Origin of the sequence: Nocardia huaxiensis, assembly GCF_013744875.1 — a bacterium.
GTDB lineage: Bacteria > Actinomycetota > Actinomycetes > Mycobacteriales > Mycobacteriaceae > Nocardia > Nocardia huaxiensis.
The window spans coordinates 4,503,358-4,521,906 of the sequence record NZ_CP059399.1 but is presented as its reverse complement, the minus strand read 5'-3'; the positions used below and the strand labels follow the sequence as shown (position 1 = coordinate 4,521,906).

The following is an 18,549-nucleotide window of genomic DNA, read 5'->3' as shown; positions in this document are numbered from 1 at the left end:
CGGGGCAGGGCTGATGCCGGTACCCATCCTCAAACAGGGCACCTATCTCATCGCGTCGGTGCAGGCAGCGCTCACCGACGCCGATACCGAACGCTTGCAGGACGATCTGATGAAGTACGTCAGCAAGTACCGCGCGCAGGGAATTGTCGTGGACCTCACGGCAATCGACGTAATGGACTCCTTCGCCGCCAGATCGCTGCGTACCATCGCCCACATGACCAAGCTGCGCGGCGCGGAAACGGTCATCGTGGGCCTGCAACCCGAAGTCGCGTTCGCCATGGTCCAACTCGGTCTGACCTTCGAGGACATGCACACCGCCCTCGATCTCGAGGAAGGATTGGCCTGGCTCAACCGGCAAGTCCCCGACCGCAGTCGACGAGACGGTCGTGATCGTGGCCGCTGAGAACGTGGTGATCGCGGTGAAGGTGTCCAATGACATCGTGACCGCACGGCAGGCGGGGCTCGAGTTGGCAGCCAAACTCGGTTTCTCGCTGTCCGATCGCACCATGATCGCCACCGCCATTTCCGAAGTGGCACGCAATATCACGAGTTACGCGGGCACCGGGGAGATCCGGCTCATGATCCAGGACCGCGAGGGCCGCCGCTCCATGGTGGTGCAGGCCCAGGATCAGGGCCCCGGAATCCTCGACATCGACCGGGCACTCGAAGACGGCTACTCCACCGGACGCGGCCTCGGATTGGGCCTGCCCGGCGCACGCCGCCTCATGGACGGCCTCATCATCAAATCCACGCCGGGCCACGGCACACTCGTCGAAATGTGGAAGTGGGTGCCCGCCAGTGCGTGAGGACGGATACATCGGCGCGGTCGAATGGGCCGTGGCCGGACGCGCGCTACCCGGGCAGCGCGTGTCGGGCGACCGATCGGTCATTCTTGACGCGGGCGGGGGCTCGGTGCTGTTCGCGGTGCTGGACGGACTCGGCCACGGGGCCGCCGCCGCCGACGCGTCCGACCGTGCGGCGCAGGTGCTTTCGGAGAACCGCGCCGAACCCCTGGATGTGCTGATCCTGCTGTGTCATCGCGCCATGGCCGACACCCGCGGTGCGGCAGTCACCCTGGCGCTCTTCGACTCCGGCGAGAAACTGCACTGGCTCGGCGTCGGCAATGTGGACTCCCGCGTGGTGGCCGCGGCCCCCGGCAAGCCTGCCGTGCGGTCGGCCGCCCTGCTGTCCGGCGGCATCGTCGGCTACCTGCTGCCGCCCAATCTGCAACCGCAGACGGTGCCGGTGCGGCCGGGTGATCTGCTGCTCATGTCGACCGACGGCATCACCAGCGATTTCGCCGACGGCATCGACCTGGCCAAACCGACCTCCGAGATCACGGCGGACATTCTGGCCAAGCACGCCAAGGACACCGACGACGCTCTTGTTTTGGCGGCCCGTCATCGTGGGCACTCCAGTTCCCATGCGCTACCCGCACATTCGGATCCGGCATGAAGGGCTGGGGCTTGGCATGAACCTCCGGTTCGTCCTCAATGACGAGGGCTCCGGCAGCAACGGCCCGGAGGCGCGACCCCGCGCCGTCCGCAATACCGATGCGGCGCACACCATTCGGCGCGGGTACGGGGAGGGCACGGCATGAGCGCGGTGCTGGCGGCCTTCCGCGAGGCGTACACCGCCGCGCTGCGGGCGCACCTGCACTCGCCGAATCAGAACACCCTGGCCGAAGGGTACGAGCTGGGGCGGCGGGCGCTCGTCGAGGGCGTCAGCATTCTGGATCTGACCGAGCACCACTTCCGGATTCTGGAATGGGAGGGGCTGCACCCCTCCCCCGGCAGCACCGACCGCTCCGAGGCGGCGCTGGAATTCCTGCTGCAGACCATGGCCGCGCTGGATGTGGCCACTCGCGGCTTCCTCGACGGCACCCGCCGGTACGAGCAACAACGTTCGCGCGCAGACGATCTCGCGGGCCGCGACGCCTTCCGCACCGCGCTGGTCGAATCGCTGCAGGACGGATTCTTCGTCGTCGACGCGGCGGGCACGCTCGTCGAGGTGAACTCGGCATTCGGGGCGCTCACCGGCTACGGCCCCGATGGTGTCCCGTACGCGCTGCCGCACCCCTGGACCCTCCCCGAAGCGCCGCGCTATCCGGAACTGGGCACCGATGCCGCGCGCTTCGTCATGCCCATCCGCCATCGCGACGGCCGGCAGCTGTGGCTCGCGGTCAGCACCAGCTCACTGGTGAAACCCGAGAACGGCGAACGCATTTTCGTCGGCACCATCCGCGACGTCACCGCCGAACACGATGCGCAGGCGCGGGATCAGGCGGTCTCGCGGCTGGCCACCGCCGTCGGCGCGGCCACCAGCGTGGTGGAGGTGCTCACCGTCGGGCTCGAGGAGCTGCGGCGCGCGGTCGGGGCGGAGGCGGCCGTGGTCTCGGTGTGGCCGAACCGGCACACCGGGCCGGAACTGTATGTCTCCGAGGACATCCCGAAACCGGACGAGGTCTGGTTCGAACCGGTGCATCACGAAACCGGTTCCCGCCGTTCGGATGACGACACCGCCTACACCGAACCCATCAGGCGCACACGGCAATCCGCGACCGGACCGGCCAGCGTGCACGGCGGGGCATCGGGCATCCCGGCGGGCGCGGAGACCCGGCAGGTGCTCGACGCGCGCGCTCGCGCGCTGCTGGATCGCGCGCGACTGCGGCCCGGACGCACCATGTTCGCCATCCCCGAAGGGGATTCGAGCTCCGAGGGCATTGTCGCGCCGCTGGGCGAGGCCGGGGATTCGGCGCTGTGGCTGCGCTTCGCCGCGCCGCGCGCCATCACCCCCGGCGACTGGGCGCTGTTCTCCCTGCTGGTCGGGCATTTGAGCCTGGCCGTGCAGCGGGCGCGCAATTTCGATCAGGCGCGCTCGACCTCCCTGACCCTGCAGCGCGCCATGCTCGGTCCCATCGAACTGCCGCCGCGGTTCTCGGTGCACTACGAACCGGCGCTGCCGCCCCTGGAGATCGGCGGCGACTGGTACGACGTGGTGCGGCTGGCCAATGGCACCATCGGCGTGGTGGTCGGCGACTGCGTCGGGCGCGGGCTCTCGGCCGCCGTGGTCATGGGCCAATTGCGTACCGCCGCACGGGCATTGCTGCTGCGCGGCGCCGGACCCGCCCAGCTGCTCGCCGAACTGGACACGGTCGCGGCGCGGATTCCGGGAGCCATGTGCACCACCGTGTGCGCGGCCATCCTGGATCCCGTGCGCGGGCTGGTGCGCTACTCCAGCGCCGGGCACATGCCGCCCATTCTCGCCGAGCCCGGGAAACAGGGCAGATTGCTGGAAGGCGGGCGCGCGGTGCCGCTGGCCACCTTCGAACTGCCACGCCGCCCGGAGGCCACCACCGCCATGGCGCCCGGCTCCACGTTGGTGCTGTTCACCGACGGCCTGGTCGAGCAGCGCGGCGTCGACATCAATGAGCGATTCATCGAGCTGGCCGACGAATTGTCCGGCATGGCAGGGCAATTGCCGCGCGAGGTCGCCGACGCGGTGCTGTCGCGGCTGCGACCCGAGGGCGGCTACGACGACGATGTCGCCATGGTGGTCTACCGGCAACCGCCCGGCCCGCTGCGGGTCGAGGTGCGCGCCGAGGCCCAGCAGCTGTCCCGCATCCGCCGGGAACTGCGCTCCTGGCTGGCGGGCGCGGCGGTGCCGCACGATATGGCCATCGACCTCATCGCAGCCGCCAACGAGGCCTGCACCAACAGCATCGAGCACGCGTATCTGCAGAGTGATCGCGGACAGGTCGTCCTGAGCGCCTCCTGCGATCTGGACACCCTCACCATCGAGGTCTCCGACGCGGGCATCTGGCGGCCGCTACCGGTCGATCCCGGGCATCGCGGGCGCGGCATCGCCATGATGCGGGCGCTCACCGACCAGCTCGATATCGACCACGTCGGCCCCGGCACCCGGGTGCGCATGTCGGTGCGGCTGCCCGCGGTCACCTTCTCGGCGGCCACCCGCATGTAGCCGACCCGCCGCAAGATATCGACATGAAACTTTCATATTGTCCGGAAACGCAACGGTACCTGGTGTTTTCATGAAAGCAGCCGAGACCGTCGCGAGACCGGATTGGCCGAGGATGCAGCGAGAAGGGACGGATCGTGGCAGATTGTTCTGATGTGACCAACACTTCCGGAGACGCGTACCCCCTCGCCGACGCCATGACCACCACGGTCACGGTGTCCGACGGTGTCACGGTGCTCGGCGTCAGCGGCGAGGTCGATCTGGCCACCGCCCCCGCGCTGGAGAATGCGATCGATGCGGTGCTCAGCGGCCAACCCGCGGCCTTCGTCATCGACCTGTCCAAGGTCAGCTTCCTCGCCTCGGCGGGAATGGCGGCCCTGGTCGCGGCCCATCAGCGGGCCGGCGGCACCAAGATCGCCGTCGTGGCCGATGGCCCCGCCACCAGCCGCCAGCTCAAGATGACCAACCTGGACCAGGTCTTCAGCCTGCACGCCGCGCTGGACGACGCCATAGCTGCCCTGCAAGCCAACTGACCCCGGCAGGCCAGCCCGTCATCCCGGCATGCCGACCCCCGTCATCCCGGCATGCTTTTGGCCGGGATCCACACGGACAGCATGGATTCCGGCCGAAAAGCGCGCCGGAATGAAGAGGGTACTCAGACCAGTTCGCGCTCAGTCGCAGATGGCGCGCAGCTGCTCGATGAGCTGCACCCGCTCGGCGGCGGTGCCCGCCAGCGGAACCACGTTCAGCGCGGTGACGCCGGCCTCGCGGAAGGCCGCCACCCGCTCCTTCACGAAGCCGGCCGAGCCGATCAGGCAGACATCGCGCACCAGGTCGTCCGGCACGGCCTTGGCGGCTTCTTCCTTCTTGCCCGCCAGGAACAGCTCCTGGATGCGGTCGGCCTCCGCGCCGTAGCCGTACTTGGTGGCCAGGGTGTGGTAGAAGTTCTTGCCTTTGGCGCCCATGCCGCCGATGTAGAGCGCCAGGTGCGGCTTCACGAATTCGCGCAGCGGCTCGACATTGTCGCCGATGGCCAGCGCCGGACCGGCATACACCTCGAGGTCACCGAGCTTCGGATCACGTTTGGCCAGACCGGCTTTCACCGACTCGCCCCACACCGAATCGGCCTTCTCCGGCAGGAAGAAGATGGGCTGCCAGCCCTCGGCGAGTTCGGCGGCCAGCTCCACGTTCTTCGGGCCGAGCGCGGCCAGCAACACCGGAATGTTCTCGCGCACAGGATGATTGATGAGCTTGAGAGCCTTGCCCAGACCGGTGCCCTCACCCTCGGGCAGCGGAACGGTGTAGTGCTTGCCCTGGTACTCCAGGCGTTCGCGACGCCACACCTTGCGGCAGATCTCGAGCACCTCGCGGGTGCGGCCGATGGGGGCGTCGTACTTGACGCCGTGGAAGCCCTCGATCACCTGCGGGCCGGAGGCGCCCAGGCCGAGGATGAAGCGGCCGTCGGAGACGTAGTCCAGGCCCGCGGCCGTCATGGCGGTCAGCGTGGGCGTGCGGGTGTAGAGCTGCATGATGCCCGAAGCCAGCTGCACCCGTTCGGTCTTGGCGGCCAGGTAGCCCAGCGCGCTGGGAGCGTCGAACGAGTACGCCTCCGGCACGAACACGATGTCGAGACCGGCCCGTTCCAGGTCCGCGACCTCGGCGGCCACCTCTTTGAAGCCGTCGGTGTAGTTGATCGACAATCCGATACGCATGACCGGGACCTTACCTACTGGCCCTGCGCCAACGCGCAGCGGCCGCAGCGTGCGGTCCGAGGCGACCGATGCGACCGCCGATCGGCGTGTGCCGCACCGGACCTGCGGGTAATCGAGAGCCGGTGAGCCGGTAGCGTGTTCGCCGAACACCGCATACTTCGCACGCGATCACGGGAGGCCATCGATCATGACTCAGGACACCGCGCAGGCCAGCACCACCTTCGGTGAGTCGACACTGCAGGAGTACCTGGATCAACTGGCCGCCAAGGTGCCCGCCCCCGGCGGCGGCGCGGTCGCGGCGCTGCACGCGGCGCAGGGCGCGGCCCTGGTCGCCATGGTGGCGCGCTACACCACCCGCGCCAAGGACGCCGAGCACCAGCCGGTCATCGAGCGCATCATCGCCGCCGCCGATGCCGCGCGGGCGAAGTCGCTCACGCTGGCCGACGCCGATGCCGCCGCCTTCACCGCCGTCGGCAATGCCTACAAGCTGCCCAAGGACGGCGACGAGCAGCTCGCCGCCCGCAACGAGGCCATTACCGCCGCACTGCTGGGCGCGGCCCGGGTGCCGGCCGCCGTGGTCGCGGTGGCCGACGAAATCGTCTCGCTCGCAACCGAACTGCTGCCCATCGGGAATCCGAACGTGGTCACCGACATCGGCGCCGCCGCCGATTGCGCGCGGTCCGCCGCGGCCAGTTCGCAACTGAACATCGCCATCAATGTGGCCTCCCTCGGCAGCGGCTCCGAATCCGAGTTCGCGCCCGTGCTCACCCAGATCGACGAGGTCATCGCCCGCGCCGACGCACTGCACGACGACGTCGTCGCCGCCATCACCAAGTAGCGGACACGTACCGGGACGCATAGTTCCCACGCCGACGGGTAGGTCACGAAGCGAGAACATTTCCGGATGGGACTGATCATCAAGTCATAGGCTGAGGACTCAGGACCCACACCCTCTCGAAGGGATGGAACCATGCGGAACGCGCTTCGTTTCCTCGTCGTCGCAGCCTTGGTGGCGACGGCCGCCGCATTGGGGTTCGGAGCCGCGAGCGGAGCGCTCGTGGCCCCCGGTCTCCCGGCGGTGCAGGCGATTACGCCGGGGCCCGGCGAAAAGGTCGGCATCACCGCACCGGTCACGGTGCGGTTCGCGGAACCGGTGGCCGACAGGGCTCGCGCCGAGCAATCTGTCGATATCCGCGCCCACGACCCGTTGACCGGGCACTTCTCCTGGGTGAACGACCGGCAGCTGCAATGGACTCCGGCCGGATACCTTCCCGCCTCGTCACCGATCTCGGTGTCTGCGGGCCGCCTGCACACCCAATTCGAAACCAATGGTGGCGTGAGCGCCGACGGCGACATGTCCAACCACACGTTCACGGTGTTCATCGGCGGCGTGCCGGTGCGCACCATGCCCGCCTCCTACGGCAAACCCGGCTGGGAGACGCCGTCGGGGACGTTCCCGGTGATGTCGCGCGAACGCTACGTCACCTTCGACTCCGCCACGATCGGCATCCCCCGCAACTCGCCCGAGGGATACCTGATCCAGGGCGAGTTCGCCGAGCGCCTGACCTCCGGCGGCGTCTTCGTCCACTCCGCCCCGTGGTCGGTGGATTCGCAGGGCAATGCCAATGTGAGCCACGGCTGCATCAACCTCTCCCCCGCTGACGCCGAGTGGTTCTACAACGAGGTCAGCATCGGAGACCCGGTGACCCTCCACTGGTAAGCGGTGACCCGCTGGCCCAGCGGGAAAAGGAGATTGGGGGGCGGAGCCCCCAAACCCCCACGCGGAGCCGAGCCCGGCCCCACCGCAAGAGCGGACGACCCCAACGCGTCAGCGAACGACCCGATGGGTCGGTGCAGCTCCCATCCCCGGGACAGCGCTGCACAGAAGACGAGACTTGCCCGTTCCGCAGGGCTGGAAGTTGTTCAGGCTCGGGCGGATTGGGCTGCGTCGACGACGTGGCGCATGAGGAGGGCGGTGGTGACGGGGCCTACGCCGCCGGGGACGGGGCTGAGGGCGGCGGCCTTGCCGGTGACGGAGGGGGCGTCTACGTCGCCGGTGATGTTGCCGTTGTCGTCTTCGTTGGTGCCCACGTCGATGACGGTGGCGCCGTCGCGGACGTGAGCGGCCTTGATGAGGCCGGCGCGGCCTACCGCGGCTACGACCACGTCGGCTGCTGAGGTGACCGCGGGGAGGTCGGTGGTGCGGGAGTGGCAGACCGTCACTGTCGCGTTTTCGGCGAGGAGGAGTTGGGCCAGGGGCTTGCCGACGATATTGGAGCGGCCGACGACCGCCACGTGGCGGCCTGCCAGGGGGATGGCGTGGAACTTGGCCAGTTCGACTACGGCTTCGGCGGTGGCGGGCGGGAAGGTGGGCAGACCGCTGGCGAGGAGGCCGAGGGAGAGGGGGCTGACGCCGTCCACGTCCTTGGTGGCCGCGATGGCGGAGCTGACGTCGTCGAGGTTGACGCCCTTGGGGAGGGGGGTCTGGAGCATGATGGCGTCGACGGACGCGTCCTCGGAGAGCTCGGTGAGCTTGGCGCGGATCTGCTCGATGGTGGCGTCTACGCCGAGATCGACGTTCTCGCAGGTGATTCCATTGCGTTCGGCGGCGCGGTTGAGCGACTTCACGTACCAGGCGCTGGCGGGATCGTCGTTCGCGACCACCAGGGCCAGGCGCGGAGCGGCGCCCTGCTCGGCGAGCGCGGCGGCGCGCTGCTTGGTGTCGGCATTGATGGCGGCGGCGAGTTCCTTGCCGGGAAGCGAAGTCGTATCCACGGGGTGACAGCTTATCGGGCGGGTCTTTCGCGCCCGCGCGCGGCGCGTCGCGCACGCGTTCCCAGCAGCGGTCCCGTTCAAACCGGTGAAATCACTTTGGCAAATCCCCGACACGAACGCTGTCCAGTCGTATCGTGTCCCCATTCGGTACCGAGCCAATTGTCAGCAAAGGACACAGATAGCCAGCAAAGCATGCGGGACCCCCAGAAAGGTGTCGACAGCAGTGCAGATCGCCAGGCGTTTCCCCACCACCGTGCTCGCCGCGGCAGCCGCCGCACTCACTCTCTTCGCCCCGGGCGCCGCACACGCGGATCCCGGACCGCTCTACAACTCCGCGCAGGACAATTTCACCGACGGTGACGAAGCCGCGGGTCTGGCCGACCTGCGCGCCCTGCTCGCCGAATCCCCCGACGACGCGCAAGCGCTGTCGTTGCAGGCCATCTGGTCGGACTACTCCGGTGACCTGATCACCCGCGAGGTCGCGCTCAACCGGCTCAGCGCCGTCGATCCGAAGCTGGCGGACGGGACGCGAAATGTGTTCCACGCCATCGGTTCCGCCGTCGGCACCCTGCCGAATCCGATTCCGGCCATTGCCGGGCCGCAGACCGGTATCGCCGTCTGCGGGTACGGTCTGCTGCCCGACGGCAGCATGCGCCCCGAACTGGTGAATCGCTTGCAGGCGGCCTGGTTGCAGGCCATCGCCTCACCGCTGTCCCCCATTCTGGTGTCGGGCGGCAACCCGCAGAACGGCATTACCGAGGCGGCGGCCATGGAGGGCTGGCTGATCGGGCGCGGCATTCCGGCCAGCCGCATCGTGGCCGATCATCGCGCCGGATCCACCGTGCAGAACGCGCTGTTCGGCAGCCGGCTGCTGCGCGAGGCGGGCGCGACCAGCGCCATTGTGGTGACCTCCCCCAACCACATTCGCCGCGCGGTCGCCGATTTCATCGTGGCCGGGATGCCGGTGGTGGGCGCGACCACCTCACTGGAGCAGCTGGTCTCCCAGTTGCCGCCGCCGGCCCGCAGCGGTCAGCGCGGCATCTACCTCGACGCCACCCGCACCCTGCTGCTGCCGACGGAACGCTAGCGGCACAGTCGCTTTCACTGTGGAAACCGCCGATGTGCTTGCACACCGGCGGTTTCCGCGTCTCACGGACCGAGAATTCAGCGGGGGTCTCCGAATTCGAGTCCGAGCGCGTGCGTCAGCACCTGCTTGGCCCGATCGAGGGTGATCGAGCCGCTGTGCCAGCGCTCGCTGAGTCCTTCCACCAGCGCCGTCAGATGTTCGGCCGAGACCGCCGGATCCACCTGTGCGGCAATGGTTCCCTCGTCCCGGGCCTGGGCGATGAGGGTTTCGATATCGGCGTTCCAGGCCCGGGTGGTGCTGTCCAGGGGTTCGCGCAGTTCGGGATTGAACACCGCGCTGGCTCGCAGTTCGCCCCACGCGATGCTGTTGACCCGCGCCTCGTCGTCGTCCTGCAATTCGAGCAACAGCAAATGTTCGAGCTGCTCGCGCGGGCTCTCGCCCCCGGCATACCCGGCTTCGGTGTACTCCTGCGCCCGGTGATTGATGTGTTCGAGCGCCGCGTGCAGAATTCCGGCACGGTCCTTGAAGTGGTAGTAGATCAGGGCCGTGGACACGCCCGCCGCCGCGGCGAGCTTCTCGACCCGCAGCCCGCGCACGCCGTCTTGGGCGATGACACGGACTGCGGCTTCCAAAATCTGGGTACGACGCTGCGACACAGGTCCTCACAGTAGGGGTCAGGCGGCGGGTTCCTGCTGGGTGGTGCAGTGGATGCCACCGCCACCGGCCGCGATACCGTCGATATTCAGCTGCACGATCTCGCGGTCCGGGAACAGCCGCTGCAGGGCGGCCCTGGTGGCGGGATCGGTTCGCGGGTCACCGAATTCGGGTGCGATGACCGCGCCGTTGCACACGTAGAAGTTGATGTACCCGGCGGCGAAATCGTCGTCGGCGTAGTCCTCGCGCACGGTGGACGGCCCCTCGAGAATCTCGACCCGCAGCGGACGCCCGTGCACATCGGTGGCCGAGTGCAGGATGTCGAGGTGACGTCGGGTGACGTCGTAGTCGTAGGAGTCCGGGTCGTTGTCGAGTCCGGCGACCACCACACCCGGGCTGGTGAAGCGGGCGTAGAAGTCGGTGTGCCCGTCGGTGATGTCCTCGCCGGCGATGCCGGGCAGCCAGATCACCTTCTCGATGCCGAGCAGGTAGGCCAGCTCCTCCTCGACGTCGCCCTTGCGCCAGCCGGGATTGCGGTTGTTGTTGAGCACGCAGCTCTCGGTGATGATCGCGGTGCCCTCGCCGTCGACCTCGATGCCGCCGCCCTCGAGCACGAGATCGGTCTCCAGGGTCTCCACCCCGGCGCGACCGGTCACGATCCGGGCGACCTCGGCGTCGCGGCGATGCTCCTGCTTGCCGCCCCAGCCGTTGAAGTTGAAATCCACACCGGCCATGGTGCTTCCGCCGCTCTTGACGAAGACCGGCCCGGTGTCGCGCATCCACAGATCGTCGATCTCGGCGGGGACCAGTTCGACATTCGAGCCACCCATGAGGCTCTGCGCCAGACCCATCTCGCCCGGGCGCACCAGCATGGACACCGGTTCGAAGCGCGCGATGGCGATGGCGATGTCGGCCAGGTTCCGCTGCATGACCGGGACCAGACGGGAACCGGCGATGCGTTCGCTGGCCCCGAAGGCCATCCAGGTCCGCGCGTGCGGTTGCCCTTCCTCGGGCATCATCCAGGTTCTCCCGTCGTCCTCGGAACTGCCATTGCTGCGGCTGCCCACGACCTGCGGCCGCGACGAGTCGTCGCACCCCGCGAGCAGGAAACTGCCGATCGCAGCCAGGCTCGTCTGTACGAACGTGCGCCGTCGCATTGCTTACTCCCTTGTCCCGGCCTCGCCTTCAGCAGCGAGCGATCATCCGGCAATCACGACCCTAGCTCTTGACTGAAATTTCAGTCAAGAATGGTGGCCGCAGCGTGACCCAGCGCACGCCCGGCCCCACGACGGCCGGTCGCCGCGCGTGCGGCGTGCACAATTGCCCGGTGAGTTCGCTCGACATCGACACCCTGGTTGCCCGGCTGCGCGCGGCCGGGTGCGTCTTCGCGGAGGAGGAGGCCGCACTGCTGCTGGCCGCCACGACCGATCCCGCGCGACTGGAGGCCCTTGTCGCCCAGCGCATTTCCGGTTTCCCGCTGGAGCATCTGCTGGGCTGGGCCGAATTCCGGGGGCTGCGGGTGGCGGTGGCGCCGGGGGTGTTCGTGCCGCGCCGGCGCACCGGCTTCCTGGTCGAGCAGGCGGTGGCACTCGGCCGCGACCTGGCCCGCGCGCCGGGACAGAGCGTGACCGCCCTCGACATGTGCTGCGGCTGTGGCGCATTGGGGATGGCTCTGACGATCGAGCTACGCGCGCAGGGCATTCCGGTGCGGCTCACCGCCTCTGATGTCGAACCGGCCGCCGTGGTCTGCGCACGCCGCAATCTGGCTGCGCTCGGCGCGCGGGTCTTCGAGGGTGATCTGTTCGCCCCGGTTCCCGCCGAACTCCGTGCGGGCGTGGACATTCTGCTGGCCAATACCCCGTATGTGCCCTCCGCCGAGATCGCGCACATGCCGCCGGAGGCCCGCGATCACGAACCCCGCCGCGCCCTCGACGGCGGTTCGGACGGCCTCGACATCCTGCGCCGCATTGCCGCGGTGGCCACCGAGTGGCTCGCGCCCGGCGGGCAACTGCTCGTGGAGGAGAGCGAGGAGCAGGCCCCGCGGGCCGCCGAGATCATGGCCCGGCACGGCCTCACCCCGCGCATCGCCGAGGACGAGGAGCTCGGCGCGACCGTGGTCATCGGCACCCATACGCCCACGGCGTGAATCAGACCGCCCGGTAGCGTGGATTGGTGACGATTCGCGGCATCCTCTTCGACATCGACGACACGCTCATCGACTACGCGGCCTCGGCGCGCACCGCGGTCCTGCGGCAGCTGGCCGCCGATCAGCTGCTTGAGCGCTTCGAGTCGCCGGAGGCCGCGGCAACGCTCTGGCGCGACCTCGAGGAGGAGCTGTACCCGCGCTACCTGGCCGGTGAACTCACCTTCCGGGGTCAGCAACTGCTGCGCACCGAACGGTTGCTGGCCCAGGCCGGCGCCGTCGGGCACGATCCGGCCGCCTGGTTCGACGCCTATGCGGCCCTGCGCGACACCACCTGGCAGGCGTTCGCGGATGTCGCGCCGACCCTCCAGACGCTGGCGAGCACCCTCGCGCTCGGCGTCGTCTCGAATTCCTCGCGCGACTATCAGGTGGGCAAGCTGCGCGCGGTCGGCCTGCTCCCCCATTTCGGCGAGGCCATCGTGTGTTCCTCGGAATACGGTGTCGCCAAACCGGATCCGAGCATCTTCCTGGCCGGCTGCGAGCTGCTCGGACTGCCTGCGGCCGAGGTCGCCTATGTGGGCGACCGCTACGACGTGGATGCCCTGGGCGCGAGAGACGCGGGGCTGCAAGCACATTGGCTGGACCGCGCACAGGCGGGCAGCACACCCGATATCGGTGTCACTGTGATTCACTCACTGGCCGAGCTGCTCACCACGAGCGGGCGCTGAACGGCGGTGGAAAAAAGAATAGAAGCGAGCCGCAACTCTCTTCCACTATCAACATATAACGCATACGGGGACTTGCGGCAAGGCCCCCATCATGGCGCACAATCGTCCGCCGAGGCCAAGAACCTGCGGGAATGGAGGGCAAGTGCCGACTGAGGCGTATCGAGACGAACTGCGATCCGAGCAGGGTTACGTGGCGGAGCTGTACGCGCGGCTCGATGCCGAGCGTGCGCGAGTGCGGGGCAACTACAGCGCGGCGCTGCGCAGCAAGGGCGGCACCCTGGTGGACCGGGATGTCGAGGTGCGGGCGCTGGCCAAGGAGGTCAAGCGCCTGGATGTGGCCGACAACGGGCTGTGCTTCGGCCGTCTGGACACGGTGACCGGCGAACACTCCTACATCGGGCGCATCGGCATCTACGACGAGGCCAACGAGTTCGAGCCGCTGCTGATGGATTGGCGCGCACCGGCTTCGCGGGCGTTCTATGTGGCGACCGCCGCGAATCCGGAGAACATGCGGCGGCGCAGGCAATTCCACTCGCGTGGGCGCGACGTGGTGGATTTCACCGATGAGGTGCTGGGCCGTCCCGGCGAGCACGAGCGCGGTGACGCGGCGCTGCTGGCGGCGGTGAACGCGCCGCGCGGCGAGGGCATGCGCGACATCGTCGCCACGATTCAGGCCGAGCAGGACGAGATCATTCGCCTGGATCATCCGGGCGTGCTGGTGATCGAGGGCGGTCCGGGCACCGGCAAGACCGTGGTGGCGCTGCACCGCGTCGCCTACCTGCTGTACACGCAGCGCGAGCAGATGGAACGGCACGGCGTGCTCGTCGTGGGCCCGAATCCGGCCTTCCTGAACCACATCGGCCGGGTGCTGCCGTCGCTGGGTGAGACCAATGTGGTGTTCATGACAACGGGCGACTTCGTGCCCGGTCTTCAGGTCACCGCCGAGGACACCCAGGAGGCCGCGCGGCACAAGGGGTCGCTGAAGATTCTGGACGTACTGGCCAGGGCGGTCGCGAATTATCAACGGGTGCCGGAAGACCCGATCCTCGTCGAACTGTCGGACGTCACCGTGCGCATCGATGCCGCGACCGCCGAGTGGGCGCGGGAGGAGGCGCGCGGCAGCGGACGCCCGCACAATGAGGCGCGCGCGACCTTCACCGAGATCGTCACCTATGTGCTCACCGAGCGGGCGATCGGCCGCATCGGCAAGGGCTGGCTCACCCGCGATGATCGCGAGGCGTGGGAGCAGATGCGCCGGGACCTGATCGGCGAGCTCGCGGAGAACGACGCGTTCACCACCGCACTCGACGACCTCTGGCCGACCATCACCCCGGAAACCGTGCTGTCGGAGCTGTATTCATCGACAGAACGCCTCGAGGCGGCGGGCGCGCCCGAAGCGCTGTACCGCGAGCACGGCGACGCCTGGACGGTGTCGGACGTCCCGCTGCTCGACGAGCTGGTGGATCTGCTGGGGCACGACAGCACCGCCGAGGAAGCCGCCGCCGAACGCGAACGCAAGGCGCAGGCCGAATACGCCGCGGGCGTCCTGGAACTCATGGTCAACCGTGAGGATCACATGGACGACGAGGACCACCTGTTCGCCACCGACCTGCTCTACGCCGAGGATCTGGCCGAGCGTTTCGTCGAACGCGATACCCGAGATCTCGTGGATCGTGCTGCGGCGGACCGGGATTGGACCTACCGGCACATTGTGGTCGACGAGGCGCAGGAGCTGTCGGCCATGGACTGGCGGGTGCTCATGCGGCGCTGTCCGGGCAAATCCTTCACGGTCGTGGGCGATCTCGCGCAGCGCAGTTCGGCCGCCGGGGCGACCTCGTGGGGTGCGATGCTCGACACCTATGTGCCCGGTCGCTGGAAGTACCGCTCGCTGACGGTGAACTACCGCACCCCGGCGGAGATCATGTCGATCGCCGCGGCGGTGCTGGCCGAATTCGCACCCACCGTGTGGCCGCCGGAATCGGTGCGCGCGTGCGGCGTCCAGCCGTGGGCGCGGCAGCTGACCGTCAGCGAATTGCCTGCCGCCATCGAGGAATTCGTGCGCGAGGAAGCCGGACGGGAGGGCACGAGCATTGTGATCGGCCCGCACGGCGTCCCCGGCACGGTGCCCGCGTCGGAGACCAAGGGCCTCGAGTACGACGCGGTGCTGGTGGTGGATCCCGAACGCATCCAGGCGGAGAGCCCGCGCGGCGCGGCCGAGCTCTATGTGGCGCTGACCCGCGCCACCCAGCGCCTGGGCATCCTGCACGAGGGCCCGCTGCCGCAGGCCCTGTCCGGGCTCGAGCTCAGAACTGCCCCGCGACGAACCCGCTGAACAGCACCAGGAACCCGCCGACCTCTCCCACGATCAGGCTGACCATGGAGATATGCGTGCCGGCCTTGTCGGTCTGGCCGTGGAATTGGTTGGTGGTGTCGCGCAACCAGCCGTGCACGATGTAGGCCGCGATGGCGGCGACGAAGAAGATCAGAATCACCACGTCGGCAATGAGATTCACCGCCGTCGGCCAGGCGCTGAGTTCGGTGAACACCGCGAGCAGCAGGGTGGCGAAGGAGTACAGCAGGGTGGCCCGATGCGCGATGTCGACGTAGACGTGCGCGGTGGCGTCGGGAGAGGTGCGGATCTGCTGGTACTTCCACACGCCGAGCAGCAGCGCCAGCACGAACAGCAATCCCGCTGCCGCCAGGGTGATTCGGGTGTCGATACCCAGCTCGATCGTCGTCGCGGCCAGGGTGTCGGTGTGGATCATGCTGCTCCTCGGTGCCTCGTTGCTCCCGCCGGAAATGTAACTCGTTCTATTTGCGCTCGAAAGCCGTTGGCGCACAAGCGACAAAGGGCCCACACGGTGCGCTCACGCACACCCGTGCGGGCCCTGCCGCTCGAATCCCTACTTGCGGCCGGTGAATTCGTCCATCGAGTGGTAGACGCCCACCGTATTGAGGTAGAAGTCGCGCACCTTCAGGGGTAGGAGCCCGGAGATGGCGCGGTTGAGCCGCGAGGTCCAGGGCAGCACCACCAGCGGGCCGCCCTTCTTCATCTCGTCCCAGGAGGTGTCGACGACGGCCTCCTGCTCCAGAATCGGCGTGAACCAGAATCCCTTGGCGCCGTCGAACATTCCGGTATTGATGTAGGTCGGGCACACGGTGGTGAACTTGATGTGCTCGTTGCCGGACTGCTCGAGTTCCAGGCGCACCGAATCCGACCAGCCCAGCGCCGCCCACTTCGAGGCCGCGTACACGCTCATGCGCGGGTTGGCCACCAGGCCCGCCGAGGAGGCGATGTTCAGCACCCGCGACTCCCGGCCGCCCGCCACCATGGCGGGCAGGAACTCCAGCGTGATGTACATGGGCGCAAGGGAATTGATGGCCATGGTCTTGTCGATGTCGGCCTTGTTCGTGGTCTCCCAGAAGTAGCCGTTGCCGCGCACGATGCCGGCATTGTTGACCAGCACGTCGATGTCGCCGACCTGATCGCGCACGGCCGCACCGGACTCGGCGATGGCGTCGCGGTCGGATACGTCGACCACGTAGTGGTGAATGCGACTGCCGCCCTCGGCGGCGAGCTCGGCCGCGGTTTCCTTGAGGGCTTCCGCGTTGATGTCCCACAGCACCACGTCGGCGGCGCGTTCGCGGACCGCGCGCTGGGCGAACGACTTGCCCAGGCCCATGGCCGCACCGGTGACCAGGACCTTCTTGCCCGCTACCGTCTTCATACCCTCGTGTACCCCTGTCTCGATCGTGTAGGTCGGAAGATCACTTCTGCCGCAAGGTCTTCATGACGCCCAGGTAGAGGGTCATGGTCTTGGCCCACAACTGCTCGGACATGCCGGGCAGCGGGGCGATCGGCAGCACCCGCTGCACGGCGATGGTCTGGGTGTCGACGTATTTCAGCAGACCTTCCGGTCCGTGGCGGCGACCGGTGCCGGAAATGCCGAGTCCGCCCGACGGCGCGGCCACCGAACCCCACGCGGCGATGAAGCCCTCGTTCACGTTCACCGAACCGGCGTTCACCCGCGCGGCGACCTCGCGGGCGCGATCGGTATCGCGGCTCCACACACTGGCATTGAGGCCGTAGGCGGTGTCATTGGCCTGCGCGACGGCTTCGTCGTCACTGCCGACGCGGTAGACCGAGACCACCGGGCCGAAGGTCTCCTCGCGGTAGACGGTCATGCCCTCGCGCACGCCCTCGAGGATGGTCGGCTCGTAGAAGTACGGGCCGAGGTCCGGGCGGGCCTTGCCGCCCGCGAGCACCTTCGCACCCTTGGCGACCGCATCGTCGACATGCTTGCTCACGGTGTCGATCTGGCGCGGGAAGGTCAGCGACCCGATCTCGTAGTCGAAGTCGAGGGTCTTGCCGAGCGTGAGTTTCTTCGTGTGCTCGACGAATTCGGCGACGAACTGCGCATAGACATTGTCGTGCACATAGATTCGCTCGATGGACTCGCACAGCTGCCCGGCCGAGGCGAAGCAGGCGCGCACCGCGATCTTCGCGGCGGCGGAGACATCGGCGTCGGCGAGCACGAGCAGCGGGTTCTTGCCGCCCAATTCGAGCGAGTAGCCGATGAGCCGCTCCCCCGCCTGCTGGGCGATGGTGCGGCCGGTGGCGCTGGAACCGGTGTAGTCGACGTAGTCGGCGCGGGCGATGACCTCGGTGCCGACCACCGCGCCGCGTCCGAGCACCGCCTGCCACAGGCCCTTGGGCAGGCCCGCGCGCTCGGCGATGTCGATGGCCCACAGCAGGGTCAGCGCGGTCTGATTGTCCGGGCGGCCGATGACGGCATTGCCGGCCAGCAGCGCGGGCAGCGCGTCGGAGGCGCCCAGCGCGAGCGGGTAGTTCCACGGCGAGATGACGGCAACGACACCCTTGGGCCGATTGCGCACCTCGACCTGGGTGAGCACCGGCATGACGCCGCGCGGCTTGCGGTGGGCCAGCAGCCTTTTGCCCTCGGCGGCGTAGTAGCGGGTGTTCACCGCGACATCGGAGACCTCGTCGAAGGCGTGCACCCGCGACTTGCCGGTCTCGAGCTGAATGATGTCGAGGATGGTGTCCTGCTCGGCCAGCACCAGGTCGTGGATGCGCCGCAGCAGCGCGGCGCGTTCGGCCACGGGCACCTCGGCCCACTGCCGCTGGGCCGCGCGCGCGGTGGCGAAGGCGGTCTCCACGTCGGCGACCGAGGACTGCGGCAGATCGGCGATCTTGCGTCCGGTGGCGGGCGCGAACACCTCGACTCCGGGCGCGCCGCCCGCGACGGCATGGCTGAGCAGCCGCTGCACGAGGTCGTGGGGCAGCGCTGGATCGAAGGGCAGCGCGTCGGCGGCAGCGAGCTGCGGGGCAGTCGTCATTGATGCGCCCTCTCAGAGAACTAGGACCGGCAGTGAGGCATTTACTGAACACCGGTGTTACATGAACACTGGTGTTAGATTAATGGACGGCACGCACCTCGTGTCAAGCGCGAT

Annotated in this window: 19 protein-coding genes; 12 read left to right on the top strand and 7 right to left on the bottom strand. The window is 68.4% G+C overall.

The annotated features are described in order from the left end of the window. The first annotated feature begins 13 nt into the window (after positions 1 to 13). The 6 genes from H0264_RS20405 to H0264_RS20385 all read left to right on the top strand — a co-directional run bounded on the left by H0264_RS20405 (position 14) and on the right by H0264_RS20385 (position 4,511). A complete protein-coding gene (locus H0264_RS20405; protein WP_181579023.1) occupies positions 14 to 403 on the top strand; it encodes an STAS domain-containing protein in 390 nt (129 codons plus the stop codon). After that, positions 393 to 806: an ATP-binding protein gene (locus tag H0264_RS20400; RefSeq protein ID WP_181579022.1), complete on the top strand. Its 414-nt coding sequence runs from the start codon at positions 393 to 395 to the stop codon at positions 804 to 806. The genes H0264_RS20405 and H0264_RS20400 overlap by 11 nt, the downstream gene beginning before the upstream one ends. Next, the gene (locus H0264_RS20395; protein WP_181579021.1) at positions 799 to 1,455 is read left to right on the top strand and encodes a SpoIIE family protein phosphatase; all 657 of its coding nucleotides are present in this window, start codon (positions 799 to 801) and stop codon (positions 1,453 to 1,455) included. The genes H0264_RS20400 and H0264_RS20395 overlap by 8 nt, the downstream gene beginning before the upstream one ends. A 16-nt stretch (positions 1,456 to 1,471) precedes the next feature. Continuing rightward, on the top strand, positions 1,472 to 1,600 hold the full coding sequence (locus tag H0264_RS39045; protein ID WP_276514501.1) for a hypothetical protein: 129 nt from the start codon (positions 1,472 to 1,474) through the stop codon (positions 1,598 to 1,600). Then, positions 1,597 to 3,981 (top strand): SpoIIE family protein phosphatase, encoded by a 2,385-nt coding sequence (locus tag H0264_RS20390; protein ID WP_181579020.1) that lies wholly within the window; start codon positions 1,597 to 1,599, stop codon positions 3,979 to 3,981. Before H0264_RS39045 ends, H0264_RS20390 begins: the two co-directional genes overlap by 4 nt. 194 nt (positions 3,982 to 4,175) lie before the next feature. After that, positions 4,176 to 4,511 carry an STAS domain-containing protein gene (locus H0264_RS20385; RefSeq protein ID WP_181585696.1) on the top strand — a complete coding sequence of 112 codons (336 nt, stop codon included), beginning with the start codon at positions 4,176 to 4,178 and terminating at the stop codon, positions 4,509 to 4,511. 138 nt (positions 4,512 to 4,649) lie between these two features. On the opposite strand, the gene H0264_RS20380 is transcribed toward H0264_RS20385, so the two are convergent. Further along, positions 4,650 to 5,690 (bottom strand): LLM class F420-dependent oxidoreductase, encoded by a 1,041-nt coding sequence (locus H0264_RS20380; protein WP_181579019.1) that lies wholly within the window; start codon positions 5,688 to 5,690, stop codon positions 4,650 to 4,652. Positions 5,691 to 5,877: 187 nt separating this feature from the next. Here H0264_RS20380 and H0264_RS20375 point away from each other — a divergent pair, with 187 nt between their 5' ends. Both H0264_RS20375 and H0264_RS20370 read left to right on the top strand, forming a co-directional pair. Next, positions 5,878 to 6,528 (top strand): cyclodeaminase/cyclohydrolase family protein, encoded by a 651-nt coding sequence (locus tag H0264_RS20375; RefSeq protein WP_181579018.1) that lies wholly within the window; start codon positions 5,878 to 5,880, stop codon positions 6,526 to 6,528. 132 nt (positions 6,529 to 6,660) lie between these two features. Then, positions 6,661 to 7,410 carry a L,D-transpeptidase gene (locus H0264_RS20370; protein WP_181579017.1) on the top strand — a complete coding sequence of 250 codons (750 nt, stop codon included), beginning with the start codon at positions 6,661 to 6,663 and terminating at the stop codon, positions 7,408 to 7,410. A gap of 203 nt (positions 7,411 to 7,613) precedes the next feature. Here the strand turns inward: H0264_RS20370 and H0264_RS20365 are convergent, their stop codons facing one another. Continuing rightward, positions 7,614 to 8,465: a bifunctional 5,10-methylenetetrahydrofolate dehydrogenase/5,10-methenyltetrahydrofolate cyclohydrolase gene (locus H0264_RS20365; RefSeq protein WP_181579016.1), complete on the bottom strand. Its 852-nt coding sequence runs from the start codon at positions 8,463 to 8,465 to the stop codon at positions 7,614 to 7,616. 223 nt (positions 8,466 to 8,688) lie between these two features. Here H0264_RS20365 and H0264_RS20360 point away from each other — a divergent pair, with 223 nt between their 5' ends. Then, on the top strand, positions 8,689 to 9,552 hold the full coding sequence (locus H0264_RS20360) for a YdcF family protein (protein ID WP_181579015.1): 864 nt from the start codon (positions 8,689 to 8,691) through the stop codon (positions 9,550 to 9,552). A 77-nt stretch (positions 9,553 to 9,629) separates the two neighbouring features. Here the strand turns inward: H0264_RS20360 and H0264_RS20355 are convergent, their stop codons facing one another. Beyond that, positions 9,630 to 10,208 (bottom strand): TetR/AcrR family transcriptional regulator, encoded by a 579-nt coding sequence (locus tag H0264_RS20355; RefSeq protein ID WP_181579014.1) that lies wholly within the window; start codon positions 10,206 to 10,208, stop codon positions 9,630 to 9,632. An 18-nt stretch (positions 10,209 to 10,226) separates the two neighbouring features. Further along, entirely contained in the window at positions 10,227 to 11,363 is a 1,137-nt protein-coding gene (locus tag H0264_RS20350; protein WP_181579013.1) for an agmatine deiminase family protein, read from the bottom strand. Positions 11,364 to 11,533: 170 nt separating this feature from the next. On the opposite strand from H0264_RS20350, the gene H0264_RS20345 reads away from it, so the two are divergent. The 3 genes from H0264_RS20345 to helR all read left to right on the top strand — a co-directional run bounded on the left by H0264_RS20345 (position 11,534) and on the right by helR (position 15,409). Further along, positions 11,534 to 12,352, top strand: a complete 819-nt coding sequence (locus H0264_RS20345) for a putative protein N(5)-glutamine methyltransferase (RefSeq protein ID WP_181579012.1) — start codon at positions 11,534 to 11,536, stop codon at positions 12,350 to 12,352. A gap of 26 nt (positions 12,353 to 12,378) precedes the next feature. Continuing rightward, positions 12,379 to 13,077, top strand: a complete 699-nt coding sequence (locus H0264_RS20340; RefSeq protein WP_181579011.1) for an HAD family hydrolase — start codon at positions 12,379 to 12,381, stop codon at positions 13,075 to 13,077. 142 nt (positions 13,078 to 13,219) lie between these two features. After that, complete coding sequence (helR, locus tag H0264_RS20335; RefSeq protein WP_181579010.1) at positions 13,220 to 15,409, top strand: RNA polymerase recycling motor ATPase HelR; 2,190 nt, start codon at positions 13,220 to 13,222, stop codon at positions 15,407 to 15,409. On the opposite strand, the gene H0264_RS20330 is transcribed toward helR, so the two are convergent. From H0264_RS20330 to H0264_RS20320, 3 genes are all read right to left on the bottom strand, one after another. Further along, positions 15,381 to 15,842, bottom strand: coding sequence for a hypothetical protein (locus H0264_RS20330; protein WP_181579009.1), 462 nt, complete (start codon positions 15,840 to 15,842; stop codon positions 15,381 to 15,383). The genes helR and H0264_RS20330 overlap by 29 nt on opposite strands. Positions 15,843 to 15,980: 138 nt before the next feature. Next, positions 15,981 to 16,805 (bottom strand): SDR family NAD(P)-dependent oxidoreductase, encoded by an 825-nt coding sequence (locus H0264_RS20325; protein WP_181579008.1) that lies wholly within the window; start codon positions 16,803 to 16,805, stop codon positions 15,981 to 15,983. Positions 16,806 to 16,845: 40 nt separating this feature from the next. Next, positions 16,846 to 18,435, bottom strand: coding sequence for a succinic semialdehyde dehydrogenase (locus H0264_RS20320; RefSeq protein WP_181579007.1), 1,590 nt, complete (start codon positions 18,433 to 18,435; stop codon positions 16,846 to 16,848). Positions 18,436 to 18,549: the final 114 nt, after the last annotated feature.

Coding starts and splice junctions, on each gene's coding strand:
- H0264_RS20320 (WP_181579007.1), bottom strand. CDS start 18,435: ATGACGACTGCCCCGCAGCTCGCTGCCGCCGACGCGCTGCCCTTCGAT.
- H0264_RS20390 (WP_181579020.1), top strand. CDS start 1,597: ATGAGCGCGGTGCTGGCGGCCTTCCGCGAGGCGTACACCGCCGCGCTG.
- H0264_RS20370 (WP_181579017.1), top strand. CDS start 6,661: ATGCGGAACGCGCTTCGTTTCCTCGTCGTCGCAGCCTTGGTGGCGACG.
- H0264_RS20330 (WP_181579009.1), bottom strand. CDS start 15,842: ATGATCCACACCGACACCCTGGCCGCGACGACGATCGAGCTGGGTATC.
- H0264_RS20350 (WP_181579013.1), bottom strand. CDS start 11,363: ATGCGACGGCGCACGTTCGTACAGACGAGCCTGGCTGCGATCGGCAGT.
- H0264_RS39045 (WP_276514501.1), top strand. CDS start 1,472: ATGAACCTCCGGTTCGTCCTCAATGACGAGGGCTCCGGCAGCAACGGC.
- H0264_RS20385 (WP_181585696.1), top strand. CDS start 4,176: ATGACCACCACGGTCACGGTGTCCGACGGTGTCACGGTGCTCGGCGTC.
- H0264_RS20405 (WP_181579023.1), top strand. CDS start 14: ATGCCGGTACCCATCCTCAAACAGGGCACCTATCTCATCGCGTCGGTG.
- H0264_RS20375 (WP_181579018.1), top strand. CDS start 5,878: ATGACTCAGGACACCGCGCAGGCCAGCACCACCTTCGGTGAGTCGACA.
- H0264_RS20380 (WP_181579019.1), bottom strand. CDS start 5,690: ATGCGTATCGGATTGTCGATCAACTACACCGACGGCTTCAAAGAGGTG.
- H0264_RS20325 (WP_181579008.1), bottom strand. CDS start 16,805: ATGAAGACGGTAGCGGGCAAGAAGGTCCTGGTCACCGGTGCGGCCATG.